Consider the following 12,480-nt stretch of genomic DNA (forward strand, 5'->3'; position numbering starts at 1 on the left):
GGCGATTGAATCGGCATTTTCCGCTTTGAAATCTCGCGGACTGAATCTGGAGGCCACGCACATGACGGCCCCAGAGCGAATCTCTCGGCTCTTTGGGCTGCTGTGTATCGCGCTGGCCTGGATGACCCGGATCGGCGCGCAGCGGACAGAGACCCACGCCCCTCGGCGGGACAAGCGCGGGCGAGCGGTCGTGAGTCAGGCGCGGATCGGGTGGCAGATCCTGAGTCAGGCGGCGCGGTGGGGCGGCGACGTGTTCTGGGACTACCTGCGGCTCCTTGGGATGCCGTTCCCGACCGCCAGCACGTCAGTTTCCCGAAGTGTCAGGTGCTGAGGGGTTGAGGGCAAGCAGCCTGTAGGTTGTTCAGCTGTTGGTGAGAGAGCCCATAACCCAGTAGGCTGGTTGTTCAGGTTTCTCTGCGGATGAGCTACGCCTGGTCAGGGAACAAGTGAGTAGGATCGCTGAGAAGTTCTCGATAGATCACCCTACGTACTTTCTGCCGCTGAAAACCCGAGTGGCGTGCTCGGCCGATGGAGTCCGTCTCCTTGATAACGAGTTGAGATGGGTTCGGGAACGGGACTTGGCTCGTGAGCGCTCCTCCCGCCACGCCTTGATCTCTCAGTTTCCCTGCGCGTAGCTGTACGAGTACCCGTAGCCCTGCTGCCCGCGGCGCACCTTGTTGACCACGACGCCCAGCAGCTTGACCTGTGAAGTGCGTGCGCCCTGCAGGACGCGCTGCACTTCGGGCACCGAGGTTTCGTTGCTCTCCACGACCAGCACCAGGCCGTCGGTATGGGGAGCGATCACGAAGGCGTCGGCCACCGACAACAGGGGAGGGGTATCGATGAGCACCACATCGTAGCCGGTGGCCCACTGCCGCAGCAGTTCCGGCAGGCCAGGAGTGTTCAACAGGCTGGCGGCGCGGCGGCCCACCTCTCCGGCGAGCAGCAGATGAATGCCGCGTCCCACATCGATGGCGCTGGCCAGCGTCGGGTGCTCGATGGCCTGCACTACGGTAGTCTGATGGCCCTCTTCTGCACCGGGCAGCGGCACCCAGGGCCTGCCGCCTACGCTCCAGAATTCCTGTTGGGTGGGTCGGTGAACATCCAGATCAATGACCAGCACCCGTTTGCCAGCCAGCGCATAGGACTCGGCCACCGCCGCGACCACGGTGCTTTTGCCTTCGCCGGGGCGGGCGCTGGAAACGGTAAGCAGAGCCGGGCTGTGCGGCACCGCCGTGCTGAGGTTGACCCGGATAAACCCGGTGGGTTCGTACAGCACGCCTGCAGTGGCCGCGCCAGCGGTGTCGGCGCGGCGAGCACGGGACATCCGGGGCAACTCACCGATGGCAGGCACGTCCAACGCGATGATGTCCGCTGTCGAGCGGACGCGGCGGCGCAGCGAATCGAGCAATAGGGCCAGGCCCGCTCCTGCGAACAGCGTCAGCAGAGCCGCCAGGACGGCGTTGCGGGCGGGCTTGGGGGCCACGGGCGAGCGCGGCGCATTGGCTTCAGCCAGCAGGGTCAGGTTCCCCACCGCGCCTTCCTCAAACACCGTGGCCTGCGACAGATTCAGAATCAACTGGCCCCGCGCCGCGATCAGGCTCTGGGCCTCCACGCTTCCGGCTGGCACCGCTGCCAGCCGGGTCGAGATGTTCTTCAGCTGTTCCTGCAAGTTTTTGCGGGCGCGGCCTACGCCGGTACGGGCGCGGCTCATGTCCCAGTCCAGCAGGGCCTGCGTGGCGGCGCTGGCCAGCACGCGGGCAGCTTCAGGCGATTCCGCGCTGGCCCGCAGCTCATACACGCCGCGCTGTTGGGTATCCAGGCGGGCCTTGACGGTCACGCGGCTGAACTTGTCGCTGGCCAGCTCGTTGTTCAGCTGCTGACTGATGGCCGTCTTGATGTTGTCTGGCAGGTTGGCGGTTCTCAGCAGCTCGATCATCCGTTCTACGCTCTGACGGCTGTGCACCACCTCTTCGACGGCGCCCTGCGGCAGTTGCGGCGCCGTGACCGAGGCGCTGCTCAGCACGCTGTTGCTGTTATCGTTCTGAGCAGCCATGACACTGGTGACCGCTTCGTAGGTGGGAGCCTGACGCTTAAACAGGGCGTAGGTGGCCCCGCCCACCAGCACTGGAGCCAGCAGCAGTGGAAGGGCCTGACGGCGCAGCACCGCGAACACCTGAGCCAGATCGATATCGTCGGTGGACTTGGAGCGGGACTCGGACTGTGAGGGGAGCTGGGTCAAAGCGAATTATCCTTTGTGGGTCAACGATGTATTGGAAAGCAGACAGGGGAGAGGGGAGGGTGAAAGCGCGGGGAAAAAGAGTCAGTAGGCTCCGGCGCTTCTCAACACGGCCTTGACTGTTCTCAGCAAGATTACGATATCAAGCCAAACTGACCAATTTCTCACATAGTAGGGGTCGAGCCGCACCATGCCTTCGTTGCCCGCGTCCGAGCGGCCCGACACCTGCCACAGCCCGGTCATGCCCGGACGGACTTCCCGGCGCAGTTGCTGAACAGACAGGGGCAGTTCTTCAAGGTGATACAGCGGCAGCGGCCGTGGCCCTACCAGCGCCATCTCGCCCCGCAAAACGTTGACCAGCTGCGGCAATTCGTCAAGGCTGGTTTTGCGAAGTAGGCCGCCGATGCGGGTGATCCGGGGATCGTTTTTCAGTTTGAAATGGGCCTGCCATTCGGCGTTCAGAGCTGGGTCTTCGGCCAGGCGACGGGCCAAAACTTCTTCAGCGTCGGGCAGCATGGTTCTGAATTTCCAGGTGTCGAATGTTTCGCCGCCCAGCCCGGTACGGCGCTGCAAAAACAGCGGCTTGGCACGGTCTTCCAGCCAGATCAGCAGGGCGATGAGGCCGCACAGGGGAAGCCACAGCGGAAGCGTCAGGGTCACGGCCAGCAGATCAATGCCCCGCTTCAGGCGGCGGGCCAATGGATCGGCCAGATTGTGCGTGATTTCAAGGCCCAGCAGTCCGCCGAGGTCGCGGGCCTGTACCCACAGCGACTGCATTTCAAACAGGTCGGGAATCAGGATGACGCTGCGGTACACGCTGAGTGGGCCGTCCAGCAGGTCCACCAGGCGCGTGCGGGCCACCCCCGGCATGGCCACGATGGCAATTGGTGCGGCCTGAGTCCACAGATTGGTGTGACCCAGCACTGGTACGCCGCTCACCTCTGTTCCGTGTAGCGCGGCATTGTCATCGAACACGGCCACGGGGTGGTAGCCCAGCCCTGCTTCGGCTTGCAGCGCTGTCACCACCTGTTGTCCCGTTAGGGCCGCGCCGTAGACCACCACGGGCACGCCCCACAGCCCACTCCTGACCAGCACCCGTTTGGCCAGGTTGCGGGCCAACAACACAGCAGGAAGGCCCAGCCCCAGCAGCAGCGCTCCTGACCGGACAGCCGCCCACCCCTGCTCCGTCAGCGCCAGGCCCAGGGTCAGCATCAGCACCAGCAGCGCGGCCAGCGTGACCATCCGCTCCAGCTCGGTCACGGCTCCCAGCCCCCAGCCGGGCTGCACCCGCAGCGACGCGACAACGGCATAGATCAGCAGCAAGACTTCCAGCCAGGCCCAGGGAAGAGGGGTGAACCCCCAGCGGGCCAGCAGCGTATTGGTCAGAGCCGCCGCCGCCGCCCACCCCAGCAGTTCGCTGCTCAGCAGGGCCGCGCCGTTGCCCAGTCGCCGCCTGAGGTATGCATTTGCCCTCTGCGCCCGCAGTTGGTTGCGTAGGCTTCCCTCCGTCGGTGGACCCTCCGCGACGATAACAGGGGTCGGGGGAGAGACACGGGCATCCATATAGCGCAATATAAACGTCTAGTGAACTCCCGTCTGTCTAAAACTCTCGCCCTCTGGTTAGGTTTCTTGCCTCTGATTCCCGGTGCGGGCCTGCTCAGCCTGTTGGCGTTGCCCCGCTTTCGTACTCTTCCACCTGCCTGGAAAGTCTTGCTGGGCGTGTTTCTGGGCCTGCAACTGCTGGCGGCGCTGCTGTCGCCGCAGCCCCTGGTGTCGTTGCCCTTAGCCCTGATCAGGGGGGGTCTGGTGGTGGCATTGATCGTGACGGGCTATACCCTGGGCCACACCCGCGCCGTGCGTCCGGTGCTGCTCGGGTACAGCGTGGTGGCCCTGACTGCTTTTGCCACCACGCTGGCCCTGCATCCAGCCGCCGCATTCACCACGCGCCTGCTGCATCCCTACTACACCAGTGTCAGCCTGGGGCTGGCCGGTACGCTGGGGCTGTTGCTGGCCGTCACCTGGCGCAGTGGGCCGTGGGTGTGGCGGGTAATGGGCGGCAGCCTGAGCCTCGGTATGTTTCTCTGGAGCGGCAGCCGGGGGCCTCTCATCGCGCTGGTCGCCGGATTGGCAGCAGCATTGGTGGTGGGCCTGCGGAGCCAGTGGAAGGCGTCGCTCCTGGCTCTGGCCGGAGCCGCCGTGCTGGTCTTGGGCCTTCAAAGTGCGGTGCCGGGCGGCGTGACCAGCCGTTTCCTGGAAAATACCCTGAACGGACGCGGCACCTTCTGGGCCGATGCCCTGACTGCCGCCCGCCTGCACCCCTGGGGCGGCACCGGGCCGTATCAACTCGGTCCCGCCTTCAGCACCCAGTACAGCGACACCAGTTGCCAGCTGTGGCTGCCTGCCAACTCCTATGGCCTTGAGCAGGGTTGTCCACCTGCACTGGACGCCCTGCGCGGCGCGTGGCTGATCGCTCACAACACCGCTTTTCATCTTCTGGGTGAAACGGGTCTGGTGGGCCTGACTGGATGGCTGGCCCTGATGGGGGCGCTGGCTCTCGCTGCATGGAGGTCGCGCGATCCACTGGTCAACGGCGTGACCTGGGCGATTGTGGCGATGGGCCTGGTGGACACACCCACCTTTCTGCCCAACCTGGGCCACGCCGAACTGTACTGGCTGCTGGGCGGAGTGGGAGTGGCGCTGGCCCAGCAGAAGGCCCCAACAGACGCGCCCCAGCCTGCTCCCCACCTGTCTCCTGCTGCGCCGCTGCTGGCTCTGGCGCTGCTGGCCTATTTCACGTTGCCGCTGTGGTTGGAGCGGGTGCGGCCCAGCGTGGGTGCGGGCGTGCCGATCCTGCGAGCGCTGACCCTACCGACCCGGCTGACAGCAGGCGAAAACGTGACCCTGTTTCTGAAGGCCGAGGTGCCGCAGGGCCAGTTTGTGGTGCGTGGGTCGGCCTGCCCGGTCAGTGGTCCCTGCCAGAAGGCCTTCCAGACCCCATTGGACGCCTCTCAGTCGGGCTGGAAACGTGTGACCATGAAAGGGTTACCCGCAGGCCGTTACCGCCTGAGCATCCAACTCTCTGACCAGCGGGCGCGATTAAGTGTGGAGCAACCTGTAGCTCAATTGGTCCGGGTGATCGACGTTGAGTAGACTCAGGCTGCTGTTGACGGTCCTGCTGTGGTTGGTGCTGCCTGCCTCGCTGTGGGGTGTCCTCGCATTTTCGACGCCTCATGTACCGGGTTGGGCTGCTGTCCCGTTGCCTTCATGTGTTCCCCAGCCGCCTTCCCAGTGGATGAATGACCAGGCTGAGCCACTGGTGGAGGGCCGGGCCGTGCTGGCAACCAACGGCATGGTGGTCTTACAGGTCTGTCGGCCCGGCGTATTGACCTTTACGGCACGCGGCACAGCGGCTAAAAGTCTCCTGCCCCTGATGAGTGTCAGTGCCAGCGATCAGCCACTCCTGACGGCCCGTGTAGGTCAAGAGCAGCTCTACCGCGTACAGGTGCCGAAAGCAGGGCTGCTGACCATCACCTTTCACGACGACGCTTACCTGCCTGACACCACCCCGCCCGAAGACCGCAACCTGTTCGTGAGTGCCGTACGGTTTGTGGCAGTGCCCTGACCACACTGGACCGGGGGCACAGAAATAACTTCTGCGCCCCCGGTTCCTGGTTAGCCTCTATCAGCCGCGAACGAGTCCAGCTTCGCGCTGTGCCAGATACCATGTCAGCGTGCGCTCTACTCCTTCGCGGAGGCCAGTCTGGGCCTGCCAGCCCAGGTCGCGTAGTTTGGAGACATCCATCAGCTTGCGCGGTGTACCGTCGGGCTTGGACGGGTCAAAGATCAGTTCACCGTCAAAGCCCACCACCTCTGCAATCAGCTCGGCCAGAGCACGGATGCTGAGGTCTACGCCCGTGCCGATGTTGATGGGGCCGGGTGCAGACACCTGCTTCATCAGAAACAGGCACGCGTCGGCCAGATCGTCGGAATACAGGAACTCCCGAAGTGGGGTTCCCGATCCCCAGATTTCCACCTGCGCCGCACCGCTTTCTTTGGCCTCCACCATTTTCCGCATCAGCGCAGGCAGCACATGAGAGCCTTGCAGGTCAAAGTTGTCGCCGGGGCCGTACAGGTTGGTGGGCATGCCACTGATAAAGTCCGCGCCGTACTGGGTGCGGTAGTGGTCGCACAGTTCGATGGCCGCAATTTTAGCCACCGCATAGGCTCGGTTGGTATCTTCCAGTGGCCCGGTCAGCAGCGCCTCTTCCTGAAGGGGTTGGGGAGCAAGGCGCGGGTAGATGCAACTTGATCCCAGATTCAGCAACTTCCTGACGCCTGTTTCGTGGGCCGTGTGAATCACGTTGGCCGCAATCATCAGGTTGTCGTACAAAAACTGGGCCGGATAGGTGCTGTTCGCCAGAATGCCGCCCACTTTCGCTGCGGCCAGGAACACATATTCAGGCTGCTCCTGTGCAAAAAAGGCCCGGACTGCTGCCTGATCGCGCAGATCCAGCTCAGCACTCGTGCGGGTGATCAGGTTGCTGAAGCCTTCTGCCCTGAGGCGGCGCATGATGGCGCTTCCTACCAGTCCCCGGTGTCCAGCCACGTAGATTCGGGCGTCGTGCTGCATCGTGCTGGTCATCAGGTATTGCCCACACCCTTCAGGGCCACCTGATGCCCCGCCGCGATCAGGGTTTTTTCCTGTCTGGCAAGTTCCAGGTCAGCTTCCACCATCTCGCGCACCAGTTCTTCAAAGCTGGTCTTGGGCACCCAGCCGAGGGCGCGGCGGGTTTCAGTGGCGTCGCCCAGCAGGTAATCCACTTCTGCGGGACGGAAGTAGCGGGGGTCGATCTCCACGTAGTCCTCATGGTTCAGACCCACCTGTGCAAAGGCGCGTTCCGCAAACTCGCGCACGCTGTACGCCTCACCCGTGGCAATGCAGTAATCACGCGGCGCGTCCTGCTGAAGCATCAGCCACATGGCTTCCACGTAGTCGCGGGCATGGCCCCAGTCGCGTTTGGCCTCCAGGTTGCCCAGATACAACTTGGATTGCAGGCCCATCTTGATCCGGCCCACAGCCCGCGTAATTTTACGGGTCACGAAGGTTTCTCCGCGCCGGGGCGACTCGTGGTTAAACAGAATGCCGTTGCAGGCGTACAGGTCGTAGGCTTCGCGGTGGTTGACCGTCTGCCAGTACGAGTACACCTTGGCGACCGCGTAGGGGCTGCGGGGGTGGAATGGCGTGTGCAACCCCTGTGGGGGCGCGGCTGCCCCGAACATCTCAGAGCTGCTGGCCTGATAAAACTTCACCTGCAGGCCAGTGCGGTCTTGATAGTCGCGGATGGCTTCCAGCAGACGCAGGGTGCCCAGTCCGGTCACGTCGGCGGTGTACTCGGCCTGATCGTAACTGACCTTGACGTGACTCTGTGCGCCAAGGTTGTAGACCTCCTGCGGCTGCACTTTCTCGATCAGCATCCGCAAACCCGATGCATCCGACAGGTCCCCGTAATGCAGGAACATCTTTGCGCCTGATTCGTGGGGATCGTGATACAGATGGTCGATCCGGTCGGTGTTAAAGGTACTAGCACGGCGAATCATGCCGTGTACCTCATAGCCCTTAGAGAGGAGAAGTTCCGTCAGGTAAGATCCATCCTGACCTGTAATGCCCGTTACCAGTGCTTTTTTCATTGTTCAGCTCCTCCGCTGCGCCTGTTCAGCATTCGCTCCCGCAGAAGTTGCCGCCCGAACATCCAGACAAACCGTGGATTTTGCCGGGCGTACCGCTTCCAGAGCCGCCTGGGTTCCATGATCAACCGGAACAACCACTCCAGCCCCATCCCCTGCATGGCTGCTGGAGCTTGTTTCACGCGTCCAGAATGAAAGTCGAAGGCCGCACCGACCCCCAACATCACCAGGGGTAAGCGGTCACGGTGATGGTACATCCACCACTCCTGCTTGGGACAGCCGATCCCCACGAACAAAATTCGCGCCCCGGAGTCCAGAATCTGCTGCGTATCAGCGGCGTCTTCTTCCGCTGTCGGTGGGCGAAAAGGCGGTGCGATGGCGCAGACAATCCGAATACCGGGAAACTCGTGATACAAAAACGCCTTGAATTCTTCCAAGCTTTCAGGAGTGCCTCCGTAAAGCCCGATTGGAATGCCCTCCAAGGCGGCGGCAGCGCAAACCTTCAGCGTCAGCGTCGGCCCATACACACGCTCGGCATCGGGGACGCCCAACAATTTGAGTGCCCAGACCAGAGGCATCCCGTCGGGCGTCACCAGATCGGCAGTATTGACCACCTCGCGGAATGCCGGGTCATCTACAGCTTCCATCACCATATGAACATTGGCGGCGTGGACGCGGTGGGTCACTCTTGGGCCACTCCATTCAATGATTCTTTCTGCGGCCAAAGTATAGGAGGTTGCGTGTATGTTGCTGCCGACAATATTTTTAGCCTCGAACATTTTTAGCCTTTGATTTTTTAGCTACCGCGCTCTGGTAGATGCTCACGAGCATTTCGTGATTCCTCTCCGAAGCATATTTTTCAAGGTAGATTTGACGGCACGCATTGCGAATCCCGGTTGACAATTCCTCATCTCCTTTGAGAAGACGAATTTTATCAATGAGGGCATCTTTATTACCAGCCTCAAATAAGTAACCTGTCAGGCCATCCTCTATCAGCTCTGTCAGGCCGCCCATTGCCGCTGCAATGACTGGTGTTCCTTTGGCAAACGCTTCAATAACGACCCGGCCAAATGGTTCGTGCCACTCGGAAGGCACGATTAGCATTTCAGCTTCTCCCATCAGACTATAAGTTTCTTGAAGGGAACGTTGTCCTAAATATTCGATATTGGTCGCTTCTGCCGCTTTTTCAACTTCTGACTGTAGAATGCCTTCTCCTATAATCCTAAGCGGAATTGATGGCGAGCCTTTTTGCCAAGCCTCAAGAAGAGTTCTGAGCCCTTTTTCTTCAGAGAGTCGTCCTACATAGAGGGCGTAGCCACCTTGACCAGTTCCCGGCCCAGGGTCAGGAGCAACTACATTCGGTTTTACTACAATTTGGTCTGCGTCAAAACCGATCTCGATATACTTGTTTTTGACAAATTCGGAAATGGCAATAAATAAATCGACTTCTTTTTTATATGTTCCTAAAATCTTATGAACTCCTACCATTCCTGCAACAACGGCAGAACCTAGCGTACTGCCTCTGTAACATTTGTGCACAATTCCGCTCAAGGGTGCGAACTGACCCACGCAAGATTCACAGATCTTGCCATCCCGGTACAGCATCCCATTAGAACAGGCGATGCGGTAATTCCTGAGCGACTGCACAACGGCCGCACCACTGTTATGGGCAGCATAGTAAGCCGAAGGCGATATCAGAGGGAAAGTGTTCTGAAAGTGAGCCACTTCAATCTGACGCTCATGTACCAGCCCGGCAATCTGCCTTGCCACTGGCGCACTCCATACCGTCTGCAATGCTGTTTGTACGACGCCTTGAGCATTTACGGCGTCGTTGTGAAGGGTATATCTACTCACGTCATGGCCGTACGATTCAAGAAGTCCAGCTTCTGCAAGAAAGCTCTGATCCTCTCCACCTGGGCTTTTGTAGTGATTGTGTGCCATCAAAACTTTCATTTTATAGGATAGCCTTATCGTTAGGGTTTTTGCTCTACTTGTTATTCTTCCAAGTTTTAGAAATATTGCCTGAAATCGGAAACATACAGCTCTATTTAAGCGGTGCTCAATTTTTACCTCGCATGATTTCAATCATTTCATCAACTACCTTCTTCTTTTCAAAACGATTTATAGTCGCTTTAAATTGTTTCGCCTTATTTTTTAATTCCTGAGGATTAGTTAGATGGTCATCAATCGCTTCTACTAGTGCGTTCACATCTTCTGACTTTACCAACCGTGCATATTTTCCATTTTCAGCAATCTCTGCAGGTCCGCTGGGGCAATCAGATAATATCGATGAGGTTCCGCAATAAAGGGCCTCGACAGCTACTCTGCCAAACCCCTCATACCGCGAAGGCATGACAAAAAGATCTGCCCTTGTATAGTACTTATATGGATTGTCAGTAAAATCAATAAACCCGATTCTATTTTCCATTCCAAGTTGACTCACGAGTAGTTTGAGACTCCTTTCCTGACTACCTGAGCCAATAATGAGCAGTTTAGCAGTCTTGTTGCTCAGTTTTGGTATTGCATTGATCAATATGTCAAACCCTTTGACATATTCTAGCCGTCCCAGAGTCATGATTTCATAATCGGATTTATCTATTTCTGCAATGCCTGCAGAGATCAATCGATTTGCATGATCAAAATCAAAAGGATTGAAAATACTTGTTACTATGTCTTCTGGGAGGTCAAATTCACTCATTAAATCCTGTTTAACACCTTCTGAAACCGCTATAAATTTTCCAACAAATCTGTAAAATAGAGGGGCAAGCAATATATGAATCTTCGACAAATCTTTTTTTCTGCGACTCCAAGTGTTATGTATCCAGCCTACAGATCTTACCGAATTTATTTTGCCCGATAAAACGGCTAAGTATATGGGAGTGGTATCTTGCATTCCAAAAATTATATCTTTTTTCTTACCTTTTTTAATAATATCTACAACTGCCAAGATTTTACTCATTTTCGATAACAGTGATTTACTTCTACCGTAGTCATCTAAATAAATTACCTCTACTTGATGAACGTCGGCGATACCAGACAGGAAAACTTGCTGGACTATTTCTGCACCCCCACCACTTCTTCTTCTAGCAATACATAGCATATTCATACTAGACCACCCCAGTTTTCTCGATCTTAGAATTGGTATGGTTATCTTGAACTGAAGAGATTAAGACACCCAAAAAAATAATTTGATACATGTAGTTCTCAGAGAAAAGATTTATCATCCAAGACGATTCTGTCACGGAGCGCACAAAAAATACCCAAGCTATAACGAAAATTACTTTTCCGCCTTTCACATACACGATCCTTGATGCTAAAATAATAGACAAGGCGTAGATAATCATACCGAACATTCCTAACCAACCACTACGCCCTAGAGTCTGTACCCATTGATTATGTGACTGACCAGGTGCCCATCCGTACTGGGTGAAAAAGTTTGTTCTAGTATCATCTAGCCATAACTCAGTCCCATAACCAAAGAACTTGTTTTCATTATATAAGCTTATCACATAATCCCATACTTGTGTGCGACCAGTTAACGTTGCGGTTTCGTTATTTATTTCTAGCACTGTATTTGATGATTGTAGGAATAAGACCATAAATGCTACCGCCAATGTTGCCACGAAAAACTTTACAAACCAGGGAGTTCTAAATTTTAGTACAGAGTATATAGCCAATCCAGAAATAAAAGCAAAAAAGGTAGTTTTTGATTGAGTCATGCCTAGAATGCCCACAGCGATTGCCCAAGAGAAAATATTCCAGAGTGAGGTTTTGTGTGAGTGTAGCTCTATCCTAAGAATGTCCAACAAAATGAATAGGCACGCTAAAGCAGCTAAATGATTTCCCAAAGACGCCACTCCATGAAATCTAATCGGGAGAGGAACTAATAAATCGCCAGAATAATTTTGTTCAATGCTTATTCCTGGTACAGCAAGTGAAAGAATGCAAACAAATAAGAATAATCCTACCGAGTTTCTCGATAATTTTAAAAACCAACCTGAGTCATTACCATCCAATCTCATTAGGACGAGAATCAGCATTGTACCATAAAAACTGTGATAATCGAAGCCATGTGTAATCGAAAATAATGGAGAGAATATCAGTGGTGGAATAATAAATATTATAGCGGGAAATCCAATACTCCAGCTTTGTTTATTAAAACCCTTTCTTTGATTTATGGTTGAGATTATATATAGTGTTGCGATAAATATTAGTGAAGCTACGGATAAAAGACGAAATAGCGAGATAAACGGAGCATCTGTATTTATGGCAGTAGAGAATGTTCCGTTGTTGAATTGTCTTGTTGAAAAACTGTTACTAATAATGAGAGATACAGTTATACAATAGATAATATATGTAATTATGTTCCGACGATTAATATTTAGGCCGTTTTTGTTCATTTTAGGTCTTTTGGGTTATTTAGACAAGTAATGTCTACAGCTAATACGGTAACCATAGCAAAACTTCTAAATGAGGTCGGTTGTGATATAAGAGTGTCACCCAGCAAAATTATATCTTTCTGAGATTTATCTCTCGCAATCAGCGTCTTCAGAATC

Annotated in this window: 10 protein-coding genes and 1 pseudogene; 3 read left to right on the forward strand and 8 right to left on the reverse strand. The window is 56.1% G+C overall.

The window, feature by feature from the left end; translation table 11 throughout:
• A pseudogene (locus F561_RS0117855) lies at positions 1–331 on the forward strand (IS4 family transposase); the annotation flags it as partial.
• A gap of 285 nt (positions 332–616) precedes the next feature.
• Here F561_RS0117855 and F561_RS25900 read toward each other — a convergent pair.
• Both F561_RS25900 and F561_RS0117865 read right to left on the reverse strand, forming a co-directional pair.
• The gene (locus F561_RS25900) at positions 617–2,242 is read right to left on the reverse strand and encodes a polysaccharide biosynthesis tyrosine autokinase (protein ID WP_019011329.1); all 1,626 of its coding nucleotides are present in this window, start codon (positions 2,240–2,242) and stop codon (positions 617–619) included.
• An 81-nt stretch (positions 2,243–2,323) separates the two neighbouring features.
• Positions 2,324–3,802 carry an exopolysaccharide biosynthesis polyprenyl glycosylphosphotransferase gene (locus tag F561_RS0117865; RefSeq protein WP_019011330.1) on the reverse strand — a complete coding sequence of 493 codons (1,479 nt, stop codon included), beginning with the start codon at positions 3,800–3,802 and terminating at the stop codon, positions 2,324–2,326.
• 66 nt (positions 3,803–3,868) lie between these two features.
• Here F561_RS0117865 and F561_RS25905 point away from each other — a divergent pair, with 66 nt between their 5' ends.
• Positions 3,869–5,389 (forward strand): O-antigen ligase family protein, encoded by a 1,521-nt coding sequence (locus F561_RS25905; protein ID WP_019011331.1) that lies wholly within the window; start codon positions 3,869–3,871, stop codon positions 5,387–5,389.
• Positions 5,390–5,531: 142 nt separating this feature from the next.
• Positions 5,532–5,861: a hypothetical protein gene (locus F561_RS0117875; RefSeq protein ID WP_019011332.1), complete on the forward strand. Its 330-nt coding sequence runs from the start codon at positions 5,532–5,534 to the stop codon at positions 5,859–5,861.
• A gap of 60 nt (positions 5,862–5,921) precedes the next feature.
• Here the strand turns inward: F561_RS0117875 and F561_RS0117880 are convergent, their stop codons facing one another.
• The 6 genes from F561_RS0117880 to F561_RS28005 all read right to left on the reverse strand — a co-directional run bounded on the left by F561_RS0117880 (position 5,922) and on the right by F561_RS28005 (position 12,324).
• Entirely contained in the window at positions 5,922–6,881 is a 960-nt protein-coding gene (locus F561_RS0117880) for a GDP-L-fucose synthase family protein (protein WP_019011333.1), read from the reverse strand.
• Positions 6,881–7,927 (reverse strand): GDP-mannose 4,6-dehydratase, encoded by a 1,047-nt coding sequence (gene gmd / locus F561_RS0117885; RefSeq protein ID WP_019011334.1) that lies wholly within the window; start codon positions 7,925–7,927, stop codon positions 6,881–6,883. Before gmd ends, F561_RS0117880 begins: the two co-directional genes overlap by 1 nt.
• Positions 7,924–8,610, reverse strand: coding sequence for a WecB/TagA/CpsF family glycosyltransferase (locus F561_RS0117890; protein WP_019011335.1), 687 nt, complete (start codon positions 8,608–8,610; stop codon positions 7,924–7,926). The genes gmd and F561_RS0117890 overlap by 4 nt, the downstream gene beginning before the upstream one ends.
• Before the next feature lie 79 nt (positions 8,611–8,689).
• The gene (locus F561_RS27995; RefSeq protein WP_040381143.1) at positions 8,690–9,877 is read right to left on the reverse strand and encodes a glycosyltransferase; all 1,188 of its coding nucleotides are present in this window, start codon (positions 9,875–9,877) and stop codon (positions 8,690–8,692) included.
• A 106-nt stretch (positions 9,878–9,983) separates the two neighbouring features.
• Complete coding sequence (locus F561_RS28000; protein ID WP_083922528.1) at positions 9,984–11,030, reverse strand: glycosyltransferase; 1,047 nt, start codon at positions 11,028–11,030, stop codon at positions 9,984–9,986.
• 1 nt (position 11,031) lies between these two features.
• Entirely contained in the window at positions 11,032–12,324 is a 1,293-nt protein-coding gene (locus F561_RS28005) for an O-antigen ligase family protein (protein ID WP_083922529.1), read from the reverse strand.
• Positions 12,325–12,480: the final 156 nt, after the last annotated feature.

Origin of the sequence: Deinococcus aquatilis DSM 23025, assembly GCF_000378445.1 — a bacterium.
Lineage (GTDB): Bacteria > Deinococcota > Deinococci > Deinococcales > Deinococcaceae > Deinococcus > Deinococcus aquatilis.